Annotated in this window: 27 protein-coding genes; 19 read left to right on the forward strand and 8 right to left on the reverse strand. The window is 70.6% G+C overall.

Annotation, left to right across the window (positions count from 1 at the left end; all coding sequences use genetic code 11):
- Nucleotides 1–92 precede the first annotated feature (92 nt).
- On the reverse strand, nucleotides 93–872 hold the full coding sequence (locus tag PYR72_RS26525) for a response regulator transcription factor (protein WP_275457633.1): 780 nt from the start codon (nucleotides 870–872) through the stop codon (nucleotides 93–95).
- Between the two features lie 218 nt (nucleotides 873–1090).
- Here PYR72_RS26525 and PYR72_RS26530 point away from each other — a divergent pair, with 218 nt between their 5' ends.
- From PYR72_RS26530 to PYR72_RS26560, 7 genes are all read left to right on the forward strand, one after another.
- Nucleotides 1091–2020 carry an alpha/beta fold hydrolase gene (locus tag PYR72_RS26530; protein WP_275457634.1) on the forward strand — a complete coding sequence of 310 codons (930 nt, stop codon included), beginning with the start codon at nucleotides 1091–1093 and terminating at the stop codon, nucleotides 2018–2020.
- Nucleotides 2021–2100: 80 nt separating this feature from the next.
- Nucleotides 2101–2355, forward strand: a complete 255-nt coding sequence (locus PYR72_RS26535; RefSeq protein WP_275457635.1) for a MoaD/ThiS family protein — start codon at nucleotides 2101–2103, stop codon at nucleotides 2353–2355.
- A 10-nt stretch (nucleotides 2356–2365) separates the two neighbouring features.
- A complete protein-coding gene (locus PYR72_RS26540) occupies nucleotides 2366–3592 on the forward strand; it encodes a hypothetical protein (protein ID WP_275457636.1) in 1227 nt (408 codons plus the stop codon).
- A 420-nt stretch (nucleotides 3593–4012) separates the two neighbouring features.
- Nucleotides 4013–4741, forward strand: a complete 729-nt coding sequence (locus PYR72_RS26545; protein WP_275457637.1) for a DUF2993 domain-containing protein — start codon at nucleotides 4013–4015, stop codon at nucleotides 4739–4741.
- A gap of 446 nt (nucleotides 4742–5187) precedes the next feature.
- The gene (locus tag PYR72_RS26550) at nucleotides 5188–6027 is read left to right on the forward strand and encodes a sulfurtransferase (RefSeq protein ID WP_275457638.1); all 840 of its coding nucleotides are present in this window, start codon (nucleotides 5188–5190) and stop codon (nucleotides 6025–6027) included.
- Nucleotides 6028–6096: 69 nt separating this feature from the next.
- Nucleotides 6097–6384, forward strand: a complete 288-nt coding sequence (locus PYR72_RS26555) for a DUF1416 domain-containing protein (RefSeq protein ID WP_013002600.1) — start codon at nucleotides 6097–6099, stop codon at nucleotides 6382–6384.
- A gap of 96 nt (nucleotides 6385–6480) precedes the next feature.
- A complete protein-coding gene (locus PYR72_RS26560; RefSeq protein WP_005476872.1) occupies nucleotides 6481–6744 on the forward strand; it encodes a DUF3099 domain-containing protein in 264 nt (87 codons plus the stop codon).
- A gap of 14 nt (nucleotides 6745–6758) precedes the next feature.
- On the opposite strand, the gene PYR72_RS26565 is transcribed toward PYR72_RS26560, so the two are convergent.
- A complete protein-coding gene (locus tag PYR72_RS26565; protein WP_275457639.1) occupies nucleotides 6759–7121 on the reverse strand; it encodes a DsrE family protein in 363 nt (120 codons plus the stop codon).
- A 238-nt stretch (nucleotides 7122–7359) separates the two neighbouring features.
- On the opposite strand from PYR72_RS26565, the gene PYR72_RS26570 reads away from it, so the two are divergent.
- Genes PYR72_RS26570 through PYR72_RS26580 form a run of 3 tightly spaced genes read left to right on the forward strand, consistent with a single transcriptional unit; the run spans nucleotide 7360 to nucleotide 9364 of the window.
- On the forward strand, nucleotides 7360–7935 hold the full coding sequence (locus PYR72_RS26570) for an FABP family protein (protein ID WP_005476868.1): 576 nt from the start codon (nucleotides 7360–7362) through the stop codon (nucleotides 7933–7935).
- A 16-nt stretch (nucleotides 7936–7951) separates the two neighbouring features.
- The gene (locus tag PYR72_RS26575; protein WP_059084270.1) at nucleotides 7952–8389 is read left to right on the forward strand and encodes a transcriptional repressor; all 438 of its coding nucleotides are present in this window, start codon (nucleotides 7952–7954) and stop codon (nucleotides 8387–8389) included.
- 9 nt (nucleotides 8390–8398) lie between these two features.
- Complete coding sequence (locus PYR72_RS26580; RefSeq protein ID WP_275457640.1) at nucleotides 8399–9364, forward strand: folate-binding protein; 966 nt, start codon at nucleotides 8399–8401, stop codon at nucleotides 9362–9364.
- Between the two features lie 20 nt (nucleotides 9365–9384).
- Here PYR72_RS26580 and dtd read toward each other — a convergent pair whose 3' ends face one another.
- A complete protein-coding gene (dtd, locus tag PYR72_RS26585) occupies nucleotides 9385–9810 on the reverse strand; it encodes a D-aminoacyl-tRNA deacylase (protein ID WP_059084287.1) in 426 nt (141 codons plus the stop codon).
- A gap of 215 nt (nucleotides 9811–10025) precedes the next feature.
- Between dtd and PYR72_RS26590 the strand changes: the two genes are divergently transcribed.
- The 3 genes from PYR72_RS26590 (at nucleotide 10026) to PYR72_RS26600 (ending at nucleotide 13415) form a co-directional block, all read left to right on the forward strand.
- A complete protein-coding gene (locus PYR72_RS26590) occupies nucleotides 10026–10661 on the forward strand; it encodes an AmfC protein (protein ID WP_275457641.1) in 636 nt (211 codons plus the stop codon).
- Nucleotides 10662–10927: 266 nt separating this feature from the next.
- Complete coding sequence (locus tag PYR72_RS26595; protein ID WP_275457642.1) at nucleotides 10928–12217, forward strand: GNAT family N-acetyltransferase; 1290 nt, start codon at nucleotides 10928–10930, stop codon at nucleotides 12215–12217.
- A 280-nt stretch (nucleotides 12218–12497) separates the two neighbouring features.
- The gene (locus PYR72_RS26600) at nucleotides 12498–13415 is read left to right on the forward strand and encodes a winged helix-turn-helix domain-containing protein (RefSeq protein ID WP_275457643.1); all 918 of its coding nucleotides are present in this window, start codon (nucleotides 12498–12500) and stop codon (nucleotides 13413–13415) included.
- A gap of 40 nt (nucleotides 13416–13455) precedes the next feature.
- Here the strand turns inward: PYR72_RS26600 and PYR72_RS26605 are convergent, their stop codons facing one another.
- The gene (locus PYR72_RS26605) at nucleotides 13456–13647 is read right to left on the reverse strand and encodes a hypothetical protein (protein WP_275457644.1); all 192 of its coding nucleotides are present in this window, start codon (nucleotides 13645–13647) and stop codon (nucleotides 13456–13458) included.
- A 179-nt stretch (nucleotides 13648–13826) separates the two neighbouring features.
- On the opposite strand from PYR72_RS26605, the gene PYR72_RS26610 reads away from it, so the two are divergent.
- Entirely contained in the window at nucleotides 13827–14714 is an 888-nt protein-coding gene (locus PYR72_RS26610; RefSeq protein ID WP_275457645.1) for a winged helix-turn-helix domain-containing protein, read from the forward strand.
- Entirely contained in the window at nucleotides 14714–15451 is a 738-nt protein-coding gene (locus PYR72_RS26615; protein WP_275457646.1) for an HAD family hydrolase, read from the forward strand. Before PYR72_RS26610 ends, PYR72_RS26615 begins: the two co-directional genes overlap by 1 nt.
- Here the strand turns inward: PYR72_RS26615 and PYR72_RS26620 are convergent.
- Entirely contained in the window at nucleotides 15442–15624 is a 183-nt protein-coding gene (locus PYR72_RS26620; RefSeq protein ID WP_275457647.1) for a hypothetical protein, read from the reverse strand. The genes PYR72_RS26615 and PYR72_RS26620 overlap by 10 nt on opposite strands.
- Before the next feature lie 208 nt (nucleotides 15625–15832).
- Between PYR72_RS26620 and PYR72_RS26625 the strand changes: the two genes are divergently transcribed.
- The 4 genes from PYR72_RS26625 to PYR72_RS26640 all read left to right on the forward strand — a co-directional run bounded on the left by PYR72_RS26625 (nucleotide 15833) and on the right by PYR72_RS26640 (nucleotide 22156).
- On the forward strand, nucleotides 15833–16744 hold the full coding sequence (locus PYR72_RS26625) for a GntR family transcriptional regulator (protein ID WP_275457648.1): 912 nt from the start codon (nucleotides 15833–15835) through the stop codon (nucleotides 16742–16744).
- 183 nt (nucleotides 16745–16927) lie between these two features.
- Nucleotides 16928–19132, forward strand: coding sequence for an aminoglycoside phosphotransferase family protein (locus tag PYR72_RS26630; protein WP_275457649.1), 2205 nt, complete (start codon nucleotides 16928–16930; stop codon nucleotides 19130–19132).
- A 94-nt stretch (nucleotides 19133–19226) separates the two neighbouring features.
- Nucleotides 19227–19850, forward strand: coding sequence for a TetR family transcriptional regulator (locus PYR72_RS26635; RefSeq protein ID WP_275457650.1), 624 nt, complete (start codon nucleotides 19227–19229; stop codon nucleotides 19848–19850).
- Nucleotides 19851–19966: 116 nt separating this feature from the next.
- Nucleotides 19967–22156 (forward strand): AAA family ATPase, encoded by a 2190-nt coding sequence (locus PYR72_RS26640; RefSeq protein ID WP_275457651.1) that lies wholly within the window; start codon nucleotides 19967–19969, stop codon nucleotides 22154–22156.
- A gap of 226 nt (nucleotides 22157–22382) precedes the next feature.
- On the opposite strand, the gene PYR72_RS26645 is transcribed toward PYR72_RS26640, so the two are convergent.
- The 3 genes from PYR72_RS26645 to PYR72_RS26655 all read right to left on the reverse strand — a co-directional run bounded on the left by PYR72_RS26645 (nucleotide 22383) and on the right by PYR72_RS26655 (nucleotide 25389).
- Nucleotides 22383–23246: a nitroreductase/quinone reductase family protein gene (locus tag PYR72_RS26645; protein WP_275457652.1), complete on the reverse strand. Its 864-nt coding sequence runs from the start codon at nucleotides 23244–23246 to the stop codon at nucleotides 22383–22385.
- A gap of 599 nt (nucleotides 23247–23845) precedes the next feature.
- On the reverse strand, nucleotides 23846–24445 hold the full coding sequence (locus tag PYR72_RS26650; protein WP_275457653.1) for a DinB family protein: 600 nt from the start codon (nucleotides 24443–24445) through the stop codon (nucleotides 23846–23848).
- A complete protein-coding gene (locus PYR72_RS26655) occupies nucleotides 24442–25389 on the reverse strand; it encodes a GNAT family N-acetyltransferase (protein WP_275457654.1) in 948 nt (315 codons plus the stop codon). Before PYR72_RS26655 ends, PYR72_RS26650 begins: the two co-directional genes overlap by 4 nt.
- Nucleotides 25390–25579: the final 190 nt, after the last annotated feature.

The following is a 25579-nucleotide window of genomic DNA, read 5'->3' on the forward strand; positions in this document are numbered from 1 at the left end:
GCGGAGTCTACGCGGATGGATCGCCGCTGGGCAGGGCGTACGCCGGCACACCGAAGGGTTACCGGCGCGTACGAAGCCCAGCGGGACCGTCCCTACGCCTCGGCCGCGACCTCGACGGCCTCCAGAGGCGCCGTCTCGTCCGCATCCGCCGCCTTTGAGGAGGCGGCCCTGCTCTTGGCGTCGTCACCGACGCGCTCCGCCTTCTCGGGCGTAACGAATCGATAACCGACGTTGCGGACCGTTCCGATCAGGGACTCGTGCTCGGGGCCGAGTTTGGCGCGCAGCCGCCGTACGTGGACGTCGACCGTCCGGGTGCCGCCGAAGTAGTCGTAGCCCCAGACCTCCTGGAGCAGCTGGGCGCGGGTGAAGACGCGGCCCGGGTGCTGGGCGAGGTACTTGAGGAGCTCGAACTCCTTGAACGTGAGGTCGAGGACGCGGCCCTTGAGCTTGGCGCTGTAGGTCGCCTCGTCCACCGAGAGGTCGCCGTTGCGGATCTCCATGGGGGAGTCGTCGTTGACGATCTGCTGCCTGCCCATGGCGAGCCGCAGCCGGGCCTCCACCTCGGCGGGGCCGGCGGTGTCGAGGAGGACGTCGTCGATGCCCCAGTCGGCGGTGACGGCGGCGAGGCCGCCCTCGGTCACGACCAGGATGAGGGGGCAGCCGGGGCCCGTGGAGCGGAGCAGCTGACACAGGCTGCGGACCTGCGGGAGGTCGCGGCGGCCGTCGATGAGGATGACGTCCGCACCGGGGGTGTCGACGAGAGCGGGGCCTTCAGCCGGGGCCACGCGCACGTTGTGCAGCAGCAGGCCGAGGGCCGGAAGCACCTCCGTGGAAGGCTGGAGGGCATTGGTCAGGAGCAGCAGAGAACTCATACGTCTGGTTCCTCCTCGGTCCCTGCGAGGACGTGTGTTGGCACTGTGCGCCACCGCGATCTTCGAATGCGGTGCCGATCAGTGTTTCTGCTCTGCGATCCCGGGGCCCGTACACCTGCGGTCACCTGGCGTTTCCCGCTCGTATACAACGCTTCCGAAAGCACAAAAGGACCCGGGGGCAACATTGCCCGAGTCCTCTGTCCAGCAGAATAGCCCACATGAGTGCTGGTCCGGCAGGCCATGTGACGCGATCTTCCGACATTCCGAACTCTGAGACGGCCGGTCGAACGAGTTCGGCGCCGCCCCGCACCCCTTTGCGCAGGTTTCTACGCACTGACGACGGGGTGAATATCGAGGTCGTATACAACCCGAAAGCCGTTGTATACAAAGGCGCGGCGGGCACCGGAACTCCATCTTCCGGCCCTCTCGCATTCATCGTCGCGCATGGCTTCACCGGACATGTCGATCGTCCACATGTTCGGAGGGTGGCGCAGGAGCTCACGCGGTACGGGTCCGTCGTCACCTTCTCCTTCCGGGGTCACGGACGGTCCGGCGGCCGCTCCACGGTCGGCGACCGCGAGGTGCTCGATCTCGCGGCGGCGGTCCGCTGGGCCCGCGCGCTCGGGCACGAGCGCGTCGCCACGGTCGGGTTCTCCATGGGCGGCTCGGTCGTCCTGCGCCACGCGGCCCTGCGCGACGGGACTCCGGGCGACGAGGCCGTGCGCGATGAGCCCGTGCGCGACGAGGCCCTGCCCGACGGCCCCGACGCGGTGGTCTCCGTCAGTGCCCCCGCCCGCTGGTACTACCGCGGCACGGCCCCCATGCGCCGGGTCCACTGGCTCATCACCCGCCCCGAGGGCCGCCTGCTCGGCCGCTACGGCTTCCGTACCCGTATCCACCACCGGGACTGGGACCCCGTCCCCCTCTCCCCGGTGGAATCCGTCCCCCTCATCGCCCCGACCCCGCTTCTGGTGGTCCACGGCGACAGCGACGGCTACTTCCCGACCGACCACGCCGACATGCTGGCGGCCGCGGCGGGGGAGAACGGCGAGCTGTGGCTGGAGCGGGGGATGGGGCACGCGGAGAACGCGGCGAGCGCGGAACTGCTGGCCCGCGTCGGGGAGTGGGTATCGGGGAGGGTGCGGTGAACGGATGCCGCCGCGGTTTCCCCGCCGCGCCGCCCGCCCCGTAGCCTGATCCCCGTCACGACTAATACAGAGGAACGCAGATGCCAAAGGGCACCGTCCGCTACTGGGCCGCGGCCAAGTCCGCAGCCGGCCTCGCCGAGGAGCCCTACGACGCGGCCACCCTCGCGGACGCCCTGAACGCGGCCCGCGACCGACACCCCGGCGAACTCGTCCGCGTCCTGCGGCGATGCTCGTTCCTCGTCGACGGCAACCCGGTGGGCACCCGCGCCCATGAGACGGTACGTCTGGCCGAGGGCGGCACGGTCGAGGTGCTTCCGCCGTTCGCAGGAGGGTGACCCCCAGATCATGAGCAACCAGCCGTACGGGTACGAGGGCCACCAGGGCTACGACGAGTACCAGCGGGCGCAGCAGTACGGGGCCCCGGCGCAGCCCGAGTGGCAGGGCTACGACGAGGGTCGGGCCGCCCATGCCCAGCAGTACACCCAGCAGTGGGAGGGCCAGACCTGGGAGACCCAGATCCAGCCCCAGACCCCGCCCGCCGGTCATCTGACGGAGACGGCGTACCTGCCCCAGCAGCCGGACGGCCCGAGCGCGCGGTACGGGCAGCCGGGGCAGGACGGGCAGCAGGGGCACCCCGGTCCACAGGGGCACCCCGGTCAGCAGGGGCAGCCGGCTCCGTACGACCTGTACGGGCAGCAGGCGTCTCAGGCGCCTCAAGCACCTCAGGTACCTCAAGCGCCCGTGCCGGCCCCGGCGGACCCCGCCGCGGCGCCCGAGCCCGGGTACGGGCCGCCGACCCTCACCGGCAACACCCGGGTCACCGACGCCCAGCGGGCGCGGGCCGAGGGGCGGTCGCCGATCATCGAGCCCGGGATGCAGCCCGCGCTGATCACGGCCGTCCTGGGCCTGCTGCTGGCCGGTGCGGCGGCGATCGGCGCGTACGCCCTCGCCGTGCCGCTGGTGATCCTCCAGGCCGTGACCGCGGCGGGCTGGTTCCGGCTGAACGGCATGTGGCCGGCCCGGCAGGGCATCGTGCTGGCGTTCGCGGGCGCGCTCGCGGCGGACGCGGCCCTGTTCGCGGCCGGACGGGAGCACGCGCCCGCCGCGATCCTCGGGACGCTCGGTGTGTGGGTGCTGCTCGCCCTCGTGCTCGGGCTGCGCAGCCACGCGGACCCGGACGAGCGGATGTACGGCCTGATGGCGACGGTGGCCTCGGCCGCGCTGGCGATCATCGCGACCGGTCATCTGGCGGCCGAGGCGGACGCGGTCACGGTGGGCGGGGTCGCGGTGGCGGTGGCCGTGGTGGCCCGCGCCCTGCCGCTGCCCACGCCGGCGTCGGTGGTCGTGGCCCTGCTGGCGGCGGCCGGCGCGGGCATCGCCGTCGGCGGTGCGACCGGCCTCGGCACCTCCGGGGCCCTGCTCGGCGCCGGGGCGGGCCTGTGCGCGCTGATCGGACACCGGGTCGCGGCGTACGACTACCCGTCGCGCTTCGTCCACTTCACCGCGGGCGTGGCCCTGCCGCTGACGGCCGCGGCCCCGGCGGTGTACCTCCTCGGCCGCGCCCTGGCCTGACGGCCCACCGTCGTACGTTCGCCGGGTGCGGCCCGGTGGGGCTCCTCGCGCAGTTCCCCGCGCCCCTGAAAGCAGGGGCTTCGCCCCTCGCTTTCGGGGCGTGCGAGGGCTCGGCTTTCATGTCCGGCGGGGGCCCGGGTGCTCAGGCCCGCAGGGCCTGGTCGTTCAGGGGCGCGGGGAACTGCGCGACCAGCCCCCACCGGACCCGCACCCGCCCACGTACCCGGAACACCGCACCCGGAACACCCCACCCCGGCCGCCCCACGTCGCCCCTGTCACAGCTGATCAACAAGGCACCCCGGCCCACCCCGCCTTTACGCCCACACGATTACTCTCGCGGAGAACGGCCACTCAGGTCGTTGACAACGGGACCGATCGCCGGGCCGAGCGCCGAGTGGACTACGTGGGGAACACCGAGACATGCGCGCACTGCGAATACTTGTCATCGTCGCCGTGATCCTGGGCGGCCTCTTCGTGATCGCCGACCGCGTGGCCGTCGGCTTCGCCGAGGACGAGGCGGCCCAGCAGCTGAAGACCGGCGAGGGCCTCGCGACCACCCCCGACGTCTCCATCAAGGGCTTCCCGTTCCTCACCCAGGTCGCGAGCGGCGAACTCGACGACGTCGAGGTCGGCATCGAGGACTACGAGGCGACCACCGGCAAGGCGGGCGAGAGCATCCGCATCGCCGACCTGAAGGCGACCATGCACGGCGTCGCCTTCTCCAGCGACTACAGCTCCGCCACCGCCGCCACCGCCACCGGCACCGCGACCATCGCGTACGACGAACTCCTCAAGGCCGCCAAGTCCGCGCCCACCCAGATCCTCCCCGGCGCGACCGCCCAGGTCGTCGGCCTCTCCGACGGCGGCAAGGGCAAGGTCAAGGTCGACATCAAGGTCACCTTCCTCGGCAAGTCGACGACCTACCCGGTGCTCAGCACGGTCACCGTGGACGGCGACACCGTGAAGGTGCACGCCGACAACCTGCCGAACCTCGTCGTCGAGGCCGCCGAGGGCCAGGTCCGCTCGATCACCGACTTCGAGCAGAAGATCGACGGTCTTCCGGGCGGCATCGAGCTCGACAAGGTCGAGGCCGCGCCGGACGGCGTGGACATCACGGTCCGGGGTTCGAACGTCAGGCTCGCCGGGTAGGACGGGGGCGGGACCCGGGACCGTGACCCGAGGGCGACGGACGGACCTGCGGTGTCCGAGTGGCGAGACGGCGATGTCCGCAGGGCAGCTGTGACGATCGCTACACCCCCCGGGAATCGCCGCGCCGGCAGTGCGTACCCCCTTTCGGTCCCACATTACGGACGATCGCGTCTCAGTATCCGACATGCCGGTGACACGTCCGCCTGTCCGTCCCTACGATCGACAGTCATGAAGCGACAGGCGGATCTCACGAAGCGGCGGGCAGTAGACCTGTGCCGCGTCGCCGCCATGCTCTGTCGCACTTTCTGAGCGAGCGGCGGAGTCCTGCCGCCGCGTCCCCGATGCCTGCCCTGTTCGAGCCAGGGCCCATCCCCGCGCGCCCCGGCCGAACCGCCGGAGGCACCCGCAACCCGCCCCCGCCGTAACTGCCCCGGAGGAGAAAGAGCATGAGCCGCAGCGACGTCCTGGTAGACGCCGACTGGGTCGAGGCCAACCTCGACGACCCGAACATCGCCATCGTCGAGGTCGACGAGGACACCACGGCGTACGAGAAGAACCACATCAAGAACGCCATCCGGATCGACTGGACGAAGGACCTCCAGGACCCGGTCCGCCGTGACTTCGTCGACCAGGAGGGCTTCGAGAAGCTCCTGTCGGAGAAGGGCATCGGCAACGACACCCTCGTCGTCCTCTACGGCGGCAACAACAACTGGTTCGCGTCGTACGCCTACTGGTACTTCAAGCTGTACGGCCACGAGAACGTCAAGCTGCTCGACGGCGGCCGCAAGAAGTGGGAGCTGGACGCCCGCGAGCTGGTCGACGAGGTGCCCGTGCGCCCCGCCACCGAGTACAAGGCCAAGCCGCAGAACACCGCGATCCGCGCCTTCCGTGACGACGTCGTCGCCGCGATCGGCTCGCAGAACCTGGTCGACGTGCGCTCGCCCGACGAGTTCTCCGGCAAGCTGCTCGCCCCGGCCCACCTGCCGCAGGAGCAGTCCCAGCGTCCGGGCCACGTGCCCAGCGCCCGCAACATCCCGTGGTCGAAGAACGCCAACGACGACGGCACCTTCAAGTCGGACGACGACCTCAAGGAGCTGTACGCCGACGAGCAGGTGGACCTGGCGAAGGACACCATCGCCTACTGCCGCATCGGTGAGCGCTCCGCGCTGACCTGGTTCGTCCTGCACGAGCTGCTCGGCGTGGAGAACGTCAAGAACTACGACGGCTCCTGGACCGAGTACGGCAGCCTCGTCGGCGTCCCGATCGAGCTCGGCGCCAACAAGTAAGACACCCCCGCGTACCCACCCGACCGGCCTTCCTTCCGGTCAGACCCCTATCTGAATCTGGAGAAAGACATGTGCGGAGCGAAGGCCGGCGGCCCGGACGCCTCGACGATCAAGCCCGGTGAGACCACGATCCAGGGCCAGGTGACCCGCGACGGCGAGCCGGTGGTCGGTTACGTCCGGCTGCTGGACTCGACCGGCGAGTTCACGGCGGAGGTCCCGACCTCCGCGACGGGCCAGTTCCGCTTCTACGCGGCCGAGGGCACCTGGACCGTCCGCGCGCTGGTCCCCGGCGGCACCGCCGACCGTACCGTCGTCGCCGAGCAGGGCGGCCTGGCGGAGGTCGCGATCGCCGTCTGAGGCGGTTGTTCCCGAACGGCCGAGGGCCGTACCCCTGATGTCCGATCCGGGGTACGGCCCTCGGCCGTGCGCGGTGCGCGGGCCTACGCTGGAGACATGTACGCCCGCCGGCGCCACGCCTACTTCGCCATGATGGGCACGTGCCTCGCGCTCTTCGTCCTGGCCTGGGGCGTCGTACGCCTCTGGTCGGTCCCGGTCGCGGTCGGCATGTGCGTGGTCGCCATGGTCATCCCGCCGCTGGCCGCGGTCGTCGCCAACCGGCGCGGCCCCGACGACCGCTGGTGGGACGACCCCTCCGGCGACCCGAAGTCCGACGAGTGGTGGGACGAGCTGGACGGCCGGAGACGGCCGAGACCCTAGGCCGTGTCCGCCGCTCAGTAGACGAGTGCCCGGGCGTCGTCCGCGAGCGCCTCCTGCACGAACACCTGCGCCCCCGCGATCCGGACGCCCTCGATGACGTCCTTCTCGGTGATGTCGCGGCGGGCGGCGCACTGGGTGCACAGGGTGAGCGTGCCGCCCGCGAGGACCGAGTCGAGCAGATCGGGGAGCGGGGCGGCGTGCGGCAGCTCGAACTCGGCGGCCCGGCCCGGCAGCGCGAACCACGCGGACTCACCGGTCAGCCACAGGGACACCTCCACCCCGCTGGCCACCGCCACGGCGGCCACCGTGAACGCCTGCGAGCACCGCTCGGGAGCATCCGCCCCGGCCGTCACCTTGATCACGAGCTTCTTCGCCATGGCCGCATGGTAGTCCGCGCCGTGATCACCGCACCTCGCGGCGAACCCCGGACCCCGGCCGCGTAAGCTGGGGTCCGGCCTTGTGCAGTACCGAACCCCGCTCATCCGAGGAGCACCCCGTGGAACTCTTCTTCGAAATCCTGCTGGTCCTGGTCGCCGTCGGCGTTCTCGCCTTCGCCGGTCTGACCGTGAAGAAGCTGTACCAGGGCCAGCGCTGACCCACTCCTAGGAAGAACCGATGATCGAGATCCCGTCCGACCTGCACAAGGACCTCGTCCCCCTCGCCTTTCTGCTCGGCGACTGGGCGGGCGCGGGCGTCCACGACTTCCCCGGTGCCGAGAAGTGCAACTTCGGCCAGGAGGTCACCTTCTCCCACGACGGCCGGGACTTCCTGGAGTACCACTCCCACACCTGGGTGCTGGACAAGGACGGGAACAAGGTCCGTCCGCTGGAGACCGAGTCCGGGTTCTGGCGCATCGACGCCGACCGCAAGGTCGAGATCGTGATGACCCGTGACGACGGTGTCGTCGAGGTCTGGTACGGCGAGCTGGCCAAGCAGAAGCCGCAGATCGACGTGGTCACCGACGCGGTCGCGCGGACGGCGGCCTCGGGACCGTACAGCGGCGGCAAGCGGCTGTACGGCTATGTGCACAGCGACCTGATGTGGGTCGGCGAGAAGGCGACGCCCGACGTGGAGCTGCGCCCCTACATGTCCGCGCACCTGAAGAAGGTCGTCACCCCCGAGGACGTCGAACGCTGGGCGAAGGCCCTCCCGGACGACATGCCGGACGACGGCATCGCGTTCTTCAAGTAGTCCTAGACTCTGAGGTGTGGTGAGCACCGACTGGAAGAGTGACCTCAGGCAGCGCGGCTACCGGCTGACGCCGCAGCGGCAACTCGTGCTCGAAGCCGTGGACACTCTGGAGCACGCGACCCCCGACGACATCCTCGTGGAGGTGCGGAAGACGGCCTCGGGGGTCAACATCTCCACCGTCTACCGGACCCTGGAGCTGCTGGAGGAGCTGGGGCTGGTCAGCCATGCCCATCTGGGGCACGGCGCGCCGACGTACCACCTGGCGGACCGGCACCACCACATCCATCTGGTCTGCCGGGACTGCGAGAACGTCATCGAGGCCGACGTGTCGGTGGCGCAGGACTTCACGGCGAAGCTGCGCGAGACCTTCGGGTTCGACACCGACCTGAAGCACTTCGCGATCTTCGGCCGCTGCGAGAGCTGCACACTCAAGGCTTCAACTGCCAAGTCGTAGGCTAGGCATATGAAGAGCCCTCTGCTGTCCCTGCCCGGCGCCGTCCCCGCCGAGGGGGTGGACGAAGGTGTCGCCGCGCACTACGGCGACCTGTTCCGCGAACAGCGCACCCTCGCCGACGGCACCGGATTCGTCGACCTCTCCCACCGTGGCGTGATCGCCGTCTCCGGGGAGGACCGGCTCAGCTGGCTGCACCTGCTCCTCACCCAGCACGTCAGCGACCTCCCCGTCGGCGAGGCCACCGAGGCGCTGATCCTCTCCGCCAACGGCCACATCGAGCACGCGCTGTACCTGGTCGACGACGGCACCACCGTCTGGGCCCATGTCGAGCCCGGCACCCAGGAGGCGCTGCTCGCGTACCTGGAGTCGATGAAGTTCTTCTACCGGGTCGACGTGGCCGACCGCACGGACGACGTCGCGGTCGTCCACCTCCCGGCCGGCTCGATCACCCAGATCCCCGAGGGCACGGTCGTCCGCGAGACGCCGTACGGCCGTGATCTGTTCCTGCCGCGCGCCGACCTGGAGCCGTTCGCGGAGAAGGCGGGCCCGGCCGTGGGGCTGCTCGCCCACGAGGCGCTGCGGGTCGAGCACCACCGCCCCCGCCTCGGCTTCGAGACCGACCACCGCACGATCCCGCACGAGCTGGGCTGGATCGGTACGGCGGTGCATCTGCAGAAGGGCTGCTACCGGGGTCAGGAGACCGTCGCCCGCGTGCAGAACCTCGGCAAGCCCCCGCGCCGCCTGGTCTTCCTCCACCTCGACGGCAGCGAGGTCCACCTCCCGCCGCGCGGCGCGGAACTCCGCCTCGCCGACGACGGCCCCGACGGCCGCAAGCTCGGCTTCGTCACGACGTCCGTACGCCACCACGAACTGGGCCCGGTGGCGCTGGCACTGATCAAGCGCAACGTGCCGGTGGACGCGAGGCTGATGGCGGACACGACGGCCGCGGCACAGGAGACGGTGGTCGAGCCGTAGGCGAGGGCTGTCCGGGCGGGCTACATCTCCAGCAGCACCGTGAACGGGCCGTCGTTCGTCAGCCCGACCCGCATGCTCGCCCCGAACCGCCCCGTGGCCACGGTCGCCCCCAGGGCCCGCAACCGCGCGACGACCTCCTCCACCAGCGGCTCGGCGACGTCGCCGGGGGCCGCCGCGTTCCAGGTGGGCCGGCGCCCCTTGCGCGCGTCGCCGTACAGCGTGAACTGGCTGATCACCAGCAGGGGCGCGTCCACGTCGCTGCACGACTTCTCGTCGCGCAGCATCCGCACGGACCACAGTTTGCGGGCCAGCTGCGCCGCCTTCTCCTCGGTGTCGTCGTGCGTCACCCCGACCAGGACGCACAGCCCCTCGCCCCGGATCTCCCCGACCGTCTCACCGTCGACGACGACACTCGCGCCGTCCACTCTCTGCACCACCGCACGCATGCCGACCATCATGCCGCCGGCGTCCATCAACCGTGTGTGAGGGGTCCCTCGTACGGGGGGTTTGTGATCACCGGGGTTTGAGGGTCGCTTTGCCCGGTCTTTCTCATTGATCCATTACCGACCATCTGGGGTGGATCGCGGCGACTCGGTCACAAAGCGGCCACCGAGAGTGGCACCATGCTCACACACACCGGTCGAGGGGACGGTTGAGGCGCATGAGCACATCGAGTACCGGGCAGCCCCCGGGGACTGCGACGTTTACCCGTACGACCCCGGGGCCCGGCCCCGGTATCCGCAGGCCACCGGTCCAGCGCACGGACAGCGGACCGCTGCCGCCGCCGGACCAGGCCGAGCACGACCTGTCCCGGCTGCGGCTGCCCGAGCTGCGCGCGCTGCGCCGGGACGCCCAGCGGGACGAGGCCGACCTCAGCTATCTGCGGCGGCTGCTCCAGGGCCGGATCGACATCCTGTGCGCCGAACTGGCCCGCCGGGGCGGCGCGACGGACCCCGCGACCGCCGACGAGCCCGCGGCGCTCGTGGACCGGCTCTCGGCGATCCTCACGGACGCCCCGGCCCGGCAGCGCTCCTCGGCCCGGCACGTCACCGTGGGCACGCCCTACGGCGAGGAGTACCGCCGACTCGCCGCCGAGCTGCTCGACGAGGTCGAACTCTCCGACCTCCGGGCCCGCACCGACGACGAACTCACCGCCGGGCGCGCCCGTCTCGTCCACCACGAGCGACAGATCTCCGGCCGCCGCCAGCGCCTCCAGCGCACCGCCGACGACTGCAGCGCGGAGATCGCCCGCCGCTACCGGGAGGGCGAGGCCCAGGTGGACGACCTGCTGACGTAGGGAGGGCCGGGTACGGGTGGGCTGGTCGCGCGGTTCCCCGCGCCCCTGAGAGCCCAGGCTCCCGCGGCTCTGAAGGCGACCGGCGGGCCTGAAAAGCAGTGGGCGCAGCCCCTGCTTTTCAGGGGCGCGGGGAACTGCGCGAGAACCCCCACCGGGCCCGCGGCCGGGGGTCGGAGGGGCGCAGCCCCTGAGGGAGGGACGGGCAGGGGCGGCGGGGGCGGGAAAAACCCGCGACACACCGCGGAGCACCCCCCTAGCGTGACCCCATGAGCGCCTCCCCCGACACAGCCGTACGCCCCGTCACCGAGGACGAGATCCCGGCCTGGCTGAACGCCCTGAACACCGGCTTCCTCCGCCCCCCGGAGTCCCTCTCCGAGCAGGAGCTCAAGGACCGCTCGTTCCACATCGACCCGTCCCGCACCCTCGCCGCGTTCGACGACTCCCGCGTCCACGCCCCCCTCACGCCCGCCGACACCGCCCAGGTGGTCGCGACCTTCCGCTCGTTCCCCCAGGAACTTACGGTCGTCGGCGGCCGGACCGTCCCCGCCGACGCCATCTCGAACGTCACGGTCAGCCCCACCCACCGCCGCCGCGGCCTCCTCACCCGGATGATGGCCCAGGACCTCACCGCCGCGAAGGAACGGGGCGACGTCGTCGCCACCCTGATCGCCGCCGAGTACCCGATCTACGGCCGCTACGGCTTCGGGCCGGCCACCTGGACCACCGAGTACACCGTCGACGTGCCCCGCACCGGCCTGGACCCCCGCTGGTCGGGCCCGGCGGACGGCGGCCGGGTCGACCTCGTCGACGGCGCGGCCGTCCGCGCGCTCGGCCCCGCCCTCCACGACCGGCTCCGCCAGGCCCTGCCGGGCGCGGTGAGCCGCGACGAGCGCTGGTGGCGCGTCAACACCGGTGACCTGCGGACCAGTTCCTCCTGGACCGATCCGTTCTACGCCGTGTACCGCTCGGCGGCCGGTGAGATCGAGGGCCTCGTCTCCTACGAGGCGGACGACAGCTGGCAGATGAAGCAGCCGCAGAACACGGCCGACGTCAACTGGCTGATCGCGACGACCCCGGCCGCCGAGCGCGCCCTGTGGCACTACCTCTGCTCGATCGACTGGATCACCAAGGTCAAGTCCGGCTGGCGGGCCCCCGACGACCTGTTGCCGCACTTCTTCCCCGACCCGCGCGCGGTTAGCGTCACTACCCAGGCAGACTGGCTGTGGGTACGGATCCTGGACGTCGTACGGGCGCTGGAGGCGCGTACGTACGCGGGGACCGGGACGCTGGTGCTGGAGATCGCCGACGCGGGCGGCTTCGCGGACGGGCGCTACCGGCTGGACGCGGGCCCGGACGGGGCGAGTTGCGTGCCCACGAGCGAGGACGGGGACCTCGTGCTGAACGCCTCGGACCTGGCAGCCCTGTGGCTGGGCGACGAGTCGGCCGTACGGCTCGCCGCGCTCGGCCGGGTCCGGGAACAGCGGAAGGGCGCCGCCTCCGTAGCCGACGCCCTGCTGCGGACGTCCAGGCGCCCATGGTGCCCGGACATCTTCTGACCTTTCGTGATGGGTGCGGAATCCGTAGCTGTTCAGTTGTGGTTGTGGCTGCGCATTCAGTTGTGGCTGATCCATTCAGTTGTGGCTGTGCGGACCGGTCGGGCTCCCGGCTCCCCTCCGGAGGGGAGAGCGATCGGTCGGTCTCGGTGTCACCAACAGTCAGCAGCTTTGACCATGTTGTGAAAGTTGGCGACCAACTCCTCCTTACTTATCTCCGCTTGGAGTCGTCTCATAACCACCTTCCCACGAACTGCACAAAGATGGCGAGAAGTTGTAGTGTTTGTTCGTGGAGCGGGAACGCACGGCCGTCGATGGGCGGAAGTCGTCACAGCGGCCCCAGAGGTCACACCACGAGGTGGCCGACGTGTTGCGCGGCCGGATCAGGTCCGGCGAGCTGCGACCGGGACAGCGCATGCCCACCCAGGCGAAGCTGGCCGACGAGTTCGGCGTGGAGCGCGGGGCCGTACGGCAGGCCCTGCGCATCCTGCAGTCCGAGCACCTGCTGACCAATGTTTCCAAGGGCAGTCCGGCCACCGTCGCCGCAGGCCCGGGGGCGGCGGCCGTCGGCGGGCCGGAAGCGGCCCCGCGGCCCACGATGGTGGAGCTGGCCCCCCGGGTGTCGGCGGCGTTCGCGGCCCCGCACGTGCGGATCGACGCCCTGTGCCTGACCTCCGTGTCCCTCACGCTCGCCGTGGGTGAGTCGTTGCGCGCGATTCACGCGGGGCGCTTGAATCCGGCCAGGGTCGACGTCCGGGTGATGCTGCCCAGCCGGGACATCCCGCTGGCCTTCCCGGCCCCGGTCGACGCCTCGGTCGACGGCCGGCTGCAGCGCCGCTGGCTCGCCCAGCGCAATGCCCAGGGGCAGGTCCTGAAGCACAATCTGCTGGCCCTGCGGTCCACGCACCGCATCGACGTCCATGTCTCCTTCCGCGCGCTGCCCTTCACCCCGCCCGTGAAGCTGTACCTGCTCAACGGCCGCGAGGCGCTGTTCGCGTACTACACGGTCCAGCGGAAGGAGGCCGAAGTGGACAGTGAGCAGCTGGAGATGTACGACGCCGAGGGCACCCAGTCGACGCTGTTCGCGTTCGAGCGGGGCGCGGCCGCGGCGCCGCGGGACACGACCTTCGTCGAACAGTCCGGCCTGTGGTTCGACGCGCTGTGGGAGACGATCAGCTCGGACCTGCTGCTCACGACCTGAGGAGCCGGGTGCCGGCGCCCCGACGGCAGGGGCGCGCGGCTCACATCGCGGGGCCGGCGAACATCAGGGCGAGCATGACCGCGCCGATCGAGCTGCACGTGTGGTTGTTCGCCTTCAGTCCGACCGTGAGGAACAGCAGGCCGACGGCTCCCATGGTGCCGTAGCGCCACTCGACGAATCGCTGGAGGGCGACGACGACGAGGGCGGAGGCGAGGGCGAGGGCAGCGGGCATGGTGGTACCTCCTCCGAGGGGCTGGGTGCCGTGCGGCGGTGACCGGGGGCCGGTGGGAATCAAGAGCTGTGCCAACTTGACCAAGTTGGCAGCCAACTTCGTTTAAATGGTTCCCATTTGGTCAATGTTTATAACCACCTTGCGGTGAACTCCCCAAAGATGGGTGAGAGTTGTACCGTTTGGTCGTGACTCAGGAGAACGTTGCAGTGAACGGCAGCAGAAAGCTCTCGTCCCAGGAGATCGCCGACACCCTGCGGGACCGCATCCGCGGCGGCGAACTCAGGCCCGGCGAGCGCCTGCCCACCCAGGCCGAACTGGCGGAGGAGTTCGGCGTGGAGCGCGGCACCGTCCGTCAGGCGCTGCGCGCCCTCCAGGACGACGGGCTGCTGAGCAACGTGAGCAAGGGGAGCCCGCCCCGGGTCGCCGAGGCCGTGCACCCCGCGAGGGACGAACCGCAGCCGACGATGGTGGGCCTCGGCCCCCGCCTCGCCGCGGCCTTCTCCGCGCCGCACGTCCGGATCGACGCGGCCTGCCTCACCGCCGAGACCCTGATGCTGGCCCTCGGCGAGCCGGTCCGCCGCATCCACGAGGGCACGATCCGCCCGAAGTCCGTCGACGTACGCATCCTCCTCCCCTCCCGGAAGATCAACCTGGCCTTCCCGGTGCCGGTGGAGGGGCGGGGCGCCGACGACGAGGACCCCGTCCACAAACGCTGGCTCGACCAGCGCAACGCCCAGATCCGCGTCCTGCGCCACAACCTCCAGGCCCTGCGCACGTCCCACCAGCTCGACGTCCGCGTCGCCTTCCGCGCGCTGCCCTTCACCCCGCCCGTGAAGCTGTACCTCCTCAACGGCCAGGAGGCCCTGATCGCCTACTACATGCTGATGCAGCGCGAGGAGCAGATGGAGGACGGCCCCCTGCAGATGTACGACGCCTTCGGCACGCAGTCCCTCCTCTTCTCCTTCGAGAAGAACACGGGGCCGCGTGACGCAACCTTCGTGGAGCAGTCGCAACTGTGGTTCAACGCGCTCTGGGAAACCATCACGACGGACCTGACACTCTCCTAGTGACTCCTGATACGGCGCAGACTGAAGCGGTGACGGTAGAGACAGAGATCCTGCGAGCACTGATCACCCCGGTTCGTTACGTTCTCTTCGACTTCGACGGACCCATATGCAGGCTCTTCGCCGGACACACGGCGGAGCAGGTCGCGAAAGATCTGGTGACCTGGCTGGAGGGGCAGGGCCTGAGCGGGCTGCTCACCGACGAGGAGCGGGTCCACTCCGATCCGATGGTCGTGCTGTACGCGGTCAACAGACGGCATCCACGCAGCGACCTCGTGACGGAGCTGGAGGAGCGGCTCACCGGGCAGGAACTCAAGGCGGTCCCCTCCGCCATGCCCACGGCGTACGCCGATCCGCTCATACGGACCTGGTTCGCGAAGGGCGGACGGTTGGCGGTGGCCAGCAACAACTCGGCGCGCACCGTCTCGAGTTACCTGGCCGGCCGGGGCCTCGCCGAGTGCTTCGTCCCGCACCTGTACGGGCGCACCAGTGATCTCGATCTGCTGAAGCCGGACCCGCACTGCCTGAACCGGGCTCTGAACGCCCTGGGAGCCTCTCCCTCCGCGGCCCTGATGATCGGTGACACCCCCACGGACCGTGTCGCGGCCGCACGGGCCGGAGTGCCGTTTCTCGGCTACGCGCGAAGCGACCGGAAGGAGAAGCTGCTGAGGGATGCGGGCGCCGAGGTCGTCGTGCGGTCGCTGCAACCCGTGCTGCGTGTGCTGCGGGCTCAGGCCTGAGCCATCAGCAACAGGAACACCACGGCTCCGGCGGACAGAAACGTGGTGTTGCGGGTTCTGACGCCGATGCCGAACAGCACGAGGAACGTGACCCCCAGGGCGCCGTACCGGGTTCTGAACAGTTGCTCCATGCCGAGTACCGTCACGGTCAACAGCAGTTGCACGAACGCCATGGGAACCAGCCCCCATTTCCTCCATGATGGTCCATCAACAACCGTTCCAATTGGACTGGTTGACTTGGATGGGATGTGCCCGGACTGGTTGATCCCTTAACGGGCCTACCGGTTTTGTTACGAGGGCCAGTCAACCGAAGCAGTCAACTCGGCCGCCAATGTGACTGAAGACGGTTTGTGCGACGCGTAGGAGCGGTACGGTCGCGGTGTGAGCGCAGGACGTGCGGACGGCGGCGGCAGGCGGTTCAACTCCCTTCTGGAGGAGCTGCGTGCCCGCATCGCCGACGGCAGGTACGCCCTGGACAGCAATCTGCCGCCCCAGCGTGAACTCGCCGACGAGTTCAGCGTCTCGCGTGACACCGTGCAACGTGTACTGCGCGAGTTGAAGAGTGAGGGCTGGATCGAGTCCCTCCAGGGCAGCCACTCGAAGGTGGTGAAGAGCCCCATCCACTCGGGGCGGGAGCCCCAGGCCGCTCCCAGGCTGCGTGCCGCGCTGGGACCGTTCGTGAGCCGGGCCTTCTCGCAACCCGTCGTGACGCTGGACGTCTTCACCTTGACGTCGGAGAGTCTGGACGCGCATGTCCGGCTGCAGGCTGAACACATCCGCACCGGAGGGCTCGCTCCCCCCCAGCGCATCGAGCTGCGGATGCTGCAGCCCGACGCAACGATGGAGCTGCCGTACCCCCGGGCCATGCACCCCGTCGCCGAGTTGGGCGAGGCAGGCCAATTGGACCGGTTGCAGGACCAGATACAGGAAAGGCTCCGGGAGATCACCCGACGTCACACGACCTCGTTGCGCGTGGCGCTGCAGGATCTGCAGACAGAGGGCCTGGTGCCGTCCGTGGAGGTGGAGGTGCGTTTCGTCCCGCTGGTCCCCACCTTCAAGCTCTATCTGCGCAGGGGTGTGGAGGCGCTGTTCGGCCCGTACGAGGTGGTGGAGCGCCCCATCCTGCTCGACGACGGGACGGAGATCGACGCCCTGGACGTGCTCGGTCTGGGATCAACCCTGACCCGGCACGTCAACGACGAGGGCGACCCCAACTCCACCGGGTCGGTGTTCATGGAGAGCATGCAGACCTGGTTCGACTCCTGCTGGGAACGGCTCGCCTCGACCTCCTGAAGTGCGGGTGGCGAGGGCGGATGCGTGCGCCGGGCCCTTGTGGCGGGAGTCACGCTCTCGCGCCGATTTCGCGACTTGGTCAAGCTGTCTGAGCGTGGAGCACTACAGTGTGCCCACTCATCTCGCGGCGCATGCACACCGCGGTGCACAACCTTTCAGGAGTGACCTTTGGGCCGTTCGCCAGTGCCCGGGTCTTCCGCTCCGAGGACGGAGCCGGACGACGCCTTCGACAGCCTCGTGGCGTACGCGAGGGCCGAGGGGGAGCCCAGCCGGGGCCACCACAACCTGAACTACGTCGTGCGGCCGCCGGAGGAGATCACCGCGGGACTGCCGACGCTGGCGGGTCATGACCGGGTCACGGTCCGGCAGAGGATGCGTGACGCGCTGCCCGTCGTGATCCGGACCTGGCAGGACGAGTCGGAGGTGCTCAGGTCCATCCGCGGTGAATTGCCTCATGTTCCGCAGTGTCTGGTCAAACACGGTGACGTCACGGTCCTGAGCTATGTGCAGGGTGTGCCGCTCTCCACCATCTGCCGCAGCGGCAAGCCGTTGGAGCCCCACCTGATCTCCGCTCTCGTCGGCCTGTTGGCCGACATGACGCAGGTGAGAAGGAAGGACCTGCCGCCGCTGCCGCAGTCCTGGCCCCGGACCAGCCGGGACAGCCGGGCCTTCCTCAGGGCTCTGGCGCTCGCGACCGAGGAGCAGATCAGGCAGCCCAACTGGAACAGGTTCGGTGGGCTGTTCGCCTCGCTGGGCATTCCCGACGACGCGATGGTGCGGTTCGCGGAGCGTGTGCCGGCGATGGTCAGCCGTCCCTTCGGCCTGCTCCACACGGATCTGCATCGTGACAACGTGATCTTCTCCTATCACGGTGACCCGCCGTTGATCTGCGTCGACTGGGAACTGGCGACCTACGGTGACCCGGTGCACGACCTCGCCACGCACCTGGTGCGGACGGCCTACCCGCGGGAGCAGTGGGTCGAGGTGACGGACGCGTGGCGAGCGGCCATGGAGCAGCGGCGCAGCAAGGCGGTCAACGGAGTCGAGCGGGATCTGAGGCACTACGTCGCGTTCGAACAGGCTCAGTCCGTCTACCCCGATGTGATGCGTGCGGTCACCTCGCTCGGCGGACACCTCGACCAACGGGACGTGGATGCCGCGACCCAGGCCGTGCACCGGGCTCTGCTGGTGGCCGAGGAGCCGCTGCGGCTCAAGAACGTGCCGGACCGCAGGGCCATCGAGCGGGTTCTCGTGAGCTGGTACGTGTCCAACGGCAAGCAGCACATTCGTGACAGACGGGTGCAGTCCATCCCCTGGCGGGCCGACAAGCGGGTGCGGCTGCACCCGAAGTTTCCTGCCTGGGCCGTCAGGGACGCGCTGTTCGCGGAGGGTGCCGCCCCCGCGCACCACGTGTTCAAGGGAACCGCCCATCTCAGTACGGCTGTGCAGGTCCGGGGCATCCCTTTCCCAGTCATGGTGCGACGGAAGGTCGGAGCGGCCACCCCCCGGGAAAGGCGGTTCCTGAACGAGCACGCCGTACTGATCGCGATCGAGAGGTCCGGCGTGAACGTGCGCGCGCCGAGGGTGTTGGCCCTGGGCGATAGCCACCCGAGCCTGGGCGACCGGTTCACCATCCACACGTACGAGGGTCCGGAAGGCGAGATCCGGCACCCGGACCATCCGGCCGAGGGGCTGTTGCCGCACGAGGCCGACGATCTCGTCGACCAGCTCAACGAGCTGACCCGGGTGGACTGTGAGGAGTTGGGCTCGGACACCCTCGGACATGACTTCTGGCGGGGGCTGCGCACCGAACTGCTGCGCATGGTCGACGAGCTGCCCAAGGAGACGCTGGCGCTCGCGAGGGAGCTGGGACTGCCCGGTAACATCCGCCGACTGGGCGAACTTCTCGACCGGCACATGGTGACTCCGCGCCGGTCCGTCCTGCTGCACGGCGACCTCAACCCCTGGAACCTCGTACGCCGAAGCCGTGGTACGGGGTTGACCCTCATCGACTGGGAGATGGCGATGGTGGGCGACCCGCTCTACGACCTGGTCCGTCACATACACCTGACCCCCACGCTCCCCGACATCCGCGACCGGCTGTTCACCCGCTGGGCCCGTACGCTGCCGGAGGACTGCACCAAGGGATGGCCGGACGACTGGCGTGTGTACCGGTGGATCGAAACCGTCCGCTCCGCCTACGTGGACCTGGACCGGCTGGTCACGGGTGACAGCCTCGACGCCCCCAACGTCCGTCGGGCGGTGGACACCTACGCCATGACCCTGGCCTCGGCGACCGCGTCCCTCGGGCTCGGGGTCAAGCCGGCCAACCCCTATCTCGCACAGGCGCTGCCCCGCCTCGATGTGGGAAACGACAGGACGAGCTGAGCCACGGACGGATGGCCGGGCTCCGCGGCTGGTTGGCACGGGAGCAGGTCCTCGGAGTCTGTGAGCAGGACTCGGCCTGCGTACGCTCGACCGCATGAGTGAGACCGGCCTGCGTGAGCGCAAGAAGCGGCGGATGTACGAGCGGGTGTCCGAGATCGCGATCGGGCTGTTCCTGGAGAAGGGGTTCGATGCCGTGTCCGTGGCCGAGGTGGCCGCGGCGGCGGAGATCTCCAAGCCGACGCTCTTCCGGTACTTCCCGGCCAAGGAGGACCTCGTGCTCCACCGGATCGCCGATCACGAGGACGAGACGGCGCGGGTGGTGGCCGGGCGGGCCGAGGGGGAGTCGGTCGTGGGGGCCGTGCGGGCGCATTTCCTGGCGGGGCTGGCGCGGCGGGACCCGGTGACCGGGCTGAACGACCATCCGCAGGTGCTCGCGTTCCACCGGCTGCTCTACGGGACACCATCGCTGGTCGCGCGGGCGTACGGCCATCTGGAGCGGGCCGAGGCCGCGCTCGCGGAGGTGCTCGGGGGCGGTCTGGACGCGCGGATCGCCGCCGGGCAGATCGTGGCCGTACGGCGGGTGCTCGCGGAGGAGAACCGGCGGCGGGTCGAGCGGGGGGAGCCGCTGGAGGAGGTCGAACGGGACGCCGTTGCCGCCGCTGAGCGGGTGTTCGGGCGGCTGGAGGGGGCGCTTCCGCTCGATGGCGCGGCCGTCTGAGAAGGGCACCCGGGAGGCGGCCCGGGGCAGCCCGTTTGGCTCCCGGACGTCCTCGCCCCGCATGAGCCTCGGTAAAGAATGTAACTCGGTTACGTTATTTCGGTACGCTCGGTGGAATGACGTCTCCCGAACCCGCCGTCGAACCCGCCTGCGACCCCGCACTCGACCCCGCACTCGATCCCGCCCTCGACCCCGCACTCCGGCGCACGCTCGCGGACGAGCGCGCCTACCACGACATCTGCCGTGCCGCCCTCGCCGCCATGGTCGACGGCGCGGGGGAGCAGGTGCTCGTCGGGGAGGACGTCTCCGCGTCGGGGGCGGACGCCGAAGTGCTCGGGTACCGGCTGCGCAGCCGGGCGAAGGAGATGCGGGAGCTGCCCGAGGGGCCGTTGTTCTTCGGGCGGCTCGACTTCGACGACCACACGGACGCCGATCACGCCGGGCAGAGCTACCACATCGGGCGCCTGCGGATCAGCGAGGCCCCGGCCGTGCCGCCGCTCGTCGTCGACTGGCGGGCGCCGGTGTCGCGGGCCTTCTACCAGGCCGGTTCCCGGGACCCCCGGGGCGTCGCCGTCCGGCGCCGCTTCGGGTGGGCGCCGGGCAGCCGGGGCGGCTCGGCCGACCTCACGGGGCTGGAGGACGAGCGCCTGGACCGTCGCGGCCCCGGCCACGACCGGGCCGCCGCCCACCCCGGCAGCCTGCTCGCCGCCGAGATCGAGCGGCCCCGCGTCGGCCCCATGCGGGACATCGCCGCCACCATCCAGCCGGAGCAGGACGACCTCGTGCGGGCGGATCTCGGCACCTCCGTCTGCGTCCAGGGCGCCCCCGGCACCGGCAAGACGGCCGTCGGGCTGCACCGCGCCGCGTACCTCCTCTACACGTACCCCCAGCGCATCCGCCGCGGCGGACTGCTGATCCTCGGCCCCAACCGCACCTTCCTCTCCTACATCGCGGAGGTGCTGCCGGCCCTGGGCGAGACGGGGGTACGGCAGTCGACGGTCACGGACGAGATCGCCCGGCACCCGGTCACGGCCCAGGACGACGAGCGCGCGGCGGTGGTGAAGCACGACGCCCGGATGGCGGAGGTGCTCCGCCGGGCCCTGTACGCGAGGGTCGCGGGCGACGGCCATCGCTTCGACGCCCTCGTCCTGGCGGAGGGCTCGTACCGCTGGCGGGTCTCGGGGGACGAGCTGCGGCGGATCGTCGCGGACGTACGGGCGCAGGATCTGCCCTACGACGTCGGTCGGGAGCGCGTCCGGGCGCGGGTCGTGCGGCTGCTGCAGCTACAGGCGGAGCGGCGGGCGGGGCCCCGCCCGAACGCCTGGGTGTACCGGATCTCGCGGTCGCGGCCGGTCGGCGCGTACGTCGACGCCGTATGGCCCAAGGTGCGGCCGGAGGAGGTGGTGGCCGGGCTGCTCGGGGACCCGGACGCGCCGGCCTGCGCGGCGGAGGGGCTTCTCGACGCGGGGGAGCGGAAGGCCCTGCGCTGGGCGAAGCCACCGCGTACATGGCGGTCGGCCCGCTGGTCGGCCGCCGACCTCGTGCTCCTCGACGAGGTCGCGGGCCTGCTCGCCCACCCGGAAGGCTACGGCCATGTCGTCGTCGACGAGGCCCAGGACCTCTCCCCGATGGAGTGCCGTGCGATCGCCCGCCGGGCGGCCTACGGCTCGGTGACCGTCCTCGGCGACCTGGCCCAGGGGACGACCCCGTGGGCCGCCCGCGACTGGCCCGGACTCCTCGCCCACCTGGGCAAGCCGGACGCCCATGTCGTCCCGCTCACCACCGGGTTCCGAGTGCCGCAGGCCGTCGTGGGGCTGGCGAACGGGCTGCTGGGGCGTCTGGGGGTGCAGGTGCCCGCCGCCCGGTCCCTGCGGAGGGACGGGGAGCTGCGGATCAGGAGCGTGGAGGGGGCCGAGACCGGGGCCGAGGCCGGGGCCGGGGCCGTCTCCGGAATCCTCCCCGGAATCGTCTCCGCGACCGTCGCCGAGACCGTCGCCGCCGTGCGGGACGCGCTCGCCCGAGAGGGGTCCATCGGGGTCATCGCGGCCGACGGGCCCGACGTCGTACGGCTGCGGGAGGCGCTGGGCGCGGCTGGGATCACCGTCGGCGGGCCGGGCGAAACCGGTATGCGGGTGGCGGTGTTGGGGGCCGGGGAGGCGAAAGGGCTGGAGTACGACCATGTCGTGGTCGTCGAGCCGGCCGCGATCGTGGCGGCGGAGCGGCGGGGACTGCACCGGCTGTACGTCGTGCTCACGCGGGCCGTGTCCCGGCTGGACGTGGTGCACGCGCGGGCGCTGCCCTGGTGAGCGGGTCGTGCCGGATGGGGGGTGAGGGCGAGGACGGCGGGCGGGGGTCTCGGCCGACGACCGAGGGTGGCGGTGTGATCGTGTTACCGGAAGGCGGCGGAGTCATGACCGTACCGGCACCTTGGTGATCGACGGCGTGGCTACGGTGAGCGGTGCCGGTGAGCGGCGCGAACGCGAGCTCGTTCTCCCTCCCCCCAGGGGGCTCGCGCGCCGCTCACCGGACCGTTCAGGGAGCCGTCGGCACCGCCATGGCGTCCAGCACCGGGATCAACTGCTCCTCCTCGTACGTGAGGTGGGCTTCGAGTTCGGCGACGAGACGCTCCACCTCGCGGAGTACGGCGTCGGCGGCGGCGTTCTCGTCCGTCACGGCCCGGCGCAGTTCCTCGCAGAGCGCGGCGATCCGCTCGTGCTCCTCGTGGAGGCGGGTCAGGGCCGGGACCAGCTCGGGGTGGCGCTCGGAGAGGTGGGGGAAGAGCCCGATGTCCTCGCCGGTGTGGTGGTTGTGGAGGCCCTGGCAGAAGGTGAGGCAGTTGACGCGCAGCTGCGCACCGAGGCCGGGCCGGCCGTTGCTCGCGGTCAACTCCTTCTTGATCAGCGCGAGTTCGCGGCGGAAGGCGTCATGGACGACCTTGATGGCCTCGCCCAGGGAACCGGCGTTGATGTGCGGGGGACCGGACACGGGGACCTCGCGCAGGGCGACGACCGGGATCGTCCGGTCCGTCTTCGCCTGGTACTCCGCCCAGCCCGGCTCGTCCTCGACCGCCCGCGCGAACGCCCGGTCCCGCTCCTCACCCTCCAGTACGACGGCCTCGGCCTCGTAGGTGAACGCCCCGCTCTCCACGGTGACGCGGGGCTCGGCCGTGATGTTCCGGTACCAGTCGGGGTGCTTCGGCGATCCTCCGGCCGACGCGATGACCAGGATCGTGCCGTCGCCGTCGGGGAGGTAGCCGAGGGGAGTGGTGTGCGAATTGCCCGTACGGGCGCCGGTGGTGGTGAGAAGGATCAGCCGGGCGCCCTCGAAGGGGCCGCCCACCTCGCCGTGGCGGGCGCGGAACTCGTCGATGACCTGCTGGTTGAAAGGGTTGGGCATTCTCTGCTTTCCGTTGACGGCCGTGCGACGGGAAGGGGGCACGGAATTCGGGCAGGGGTGATCGCCGCAGCGCGCGTCCGCGAATGGCCGACGGAATGGGGGTCGGCGTTGAATACGCGGGGTGCGTGCGGTTGATTCGGCGCGCGAGAGAGAGGGTGACGGGGCGCGCCCGGGGCGCGTCGTGGAACACCGAAGAAATGCCGAGGAATGCCGAGGAATGCCGAGGAACGTCGAGCGATGTCGGGCGACGCCGAAAGAACTCGGCGGAGCGCAGGCAGACATCAGTGGCGTGCCGCTGATGAACTCGACGAACTCGACGAACTCGACGAGCACCATGAACTCGGCGAGCGCGATGAACTCGTACGAAGGAGAACGGTGTTCGGTGTGCGCGACTTCAGCAGGCGGGCTCCTCGCCCGCCCCGGCCTCATTCGGAGGCCGGGCAACCGATCCACTCGCGGCGCAAGGCCGACCCGGCAGTCATGCGCCCACCATAAGGGGAGGAGTGGGCGCCCGGCAATGTGTATTCAGCCTGCATTACGGCCGGTTCTGGGAGAGGGGGCCGGCACGCCGGAAAGAAATGACCTGACTCACCGTCCGGTCAGGAGTTTCGCTCGGCTTCCCGGGCCGCGTGTTCCAGGCGCCCGCGGTACTCCTCCCACCATGCCGAATCGCTCGCCGGGATGCTCGTGTTGCCCTCATTCATTCCGACGGCCCCGTCGATGAGTTCGCGGACGATGTCGGCGTGGCCGGCGTGCCGGTGGGTGTCGGCGATCACGCGGACCACGGCGTGGTGCAACGTCACCTCGTCCTTGCCGTCGGGCCACCACGGCACCCTGCCGACGGTGTCCAGCGGTAGCGCGTCGAGGGTCGCGTCCGCGTGCGCCCAGGCCCGCCGGTAGAGCGCCACGACGTCCGCGCGGGACTCGTCGGCGGTGGCCCACATGTCCGCGTTGGGCTCGGCGTCACCGTCGAGCCAGGGCAGCGGTTCGCCCGAGGGGCGCCCGAAGGTGTCGCCGAGGTAGCCCAGTTCGACGCCGGCCGTGTGCTTGATCAGCCCCAGGAGGTTGGTGCCGGTCGGTGTCAGCGGGCGTCGGATGTCGTACTCGGACAGCCCGTCGAGCTTCCACAGCAGGGCGTCGCGGGCGGACTGCAGGTAGAAGTGGAGGTCGGCCTTGGCACTCGGCGCGGCGGCGGTCATGAGGCAAGTCTGCCGCTCGCGGGACCCCTGTCCACCGCCGCCCGGTGCCGGTCGCGCGTCTCCGGTGCCCGGGAGGGGAACTCGTACACGGTGAAGTCGGTGAGCCGGACGTAACCGAGGCGCTGATAGAGGGCGTTGCTGGTGAGGTTGCCGGGGTCCGTGAACAGCACGACCTCCTTCGCACCCGCGGCCAGCGCGGCGCGGCTCGCCTCGACCGTCACGGCGCCCGCGTAGCCCCGGCCCCGCAGACGGGCCGGTGTGTAGACGGGGTCCACCCTGCTCATGGCGCCGACGACCGAGGTCCTGGCCGCCGTCGAGACGGGGGTGCCGTCCGGGGTCTCCCAGAACGTGAAGTGCCGGTCGGCGAAGCGTGAGTCGGCCCAGGAGCCGGCGTCGATCAGGTCGATGGAGGTCTGCTCGCCGACGTCGACGCAGAACTCGCGGCAGAAGCGGATGAGCTGCTCCCGGTCCTCCTCGCCCACGGCCCGCCCCCGGCCCTCGGGGAAGGGCTCTGGTGGGGTGAGCGTGCCCAGACGGTAGAGATGGAGCCGTATGCCGGGCACCGGCTGCGCACCTGTCCGCCGCTGCCACGCCTCGGCGAACGCGGTGGACGAGTCGTGGTCCCCGACGACGCCGGGAACCGGATGCTTCAGCTCGGCCAGACGGACGGCGAGCGCGTCGGCCTGCCCGTGGGTGAGGGACGTGACGCTCAGGGAGCCGGCCGGGGTCCGCTGCAGGAACGCCGCCCGGACCTCGCCCGCGCTCTCCAGTCGGCCGAAAACGGGGCCCGCGGAGCCGTCCTGCGGGGCCACCCCTTCGGTTCTGTACTTCTCGGTCAACGTCAGCGGCATGGTGTGCAGAGCGGGTCGCGACCGCAGGAAGTCCCCGGCCCGGGCGTGAAAGTCATGGACGTCGGCGGTGAGGTGCCAGTCGTTCGGACGCATGCCTCATGCTTCCCCATCCCACCGGGGCGCCCCGGACTTTCCGGCCAGGGGAGCCGGCGCAGGCGAGGGAAGCCAAGGGGGCGGCCTCCGGATCGCCACGGGCGTCGGACGGCTGTGATGCCGTCGTCGCCACGTACGGATCACACTCCAGCCGCAGCAGCCGGCCGAGTTCCAGCCGGGACAATCGCGC

It is taken from the genome of Streptomyces sp. VNUA24, from assembly GCF_029167005.1.
Lineage (GTDB): Bacteria > Actinomycetota > Actinomycetes > Streptomycetales > Streptomycetaceae > Streptomyces > Streptomyces scabiei.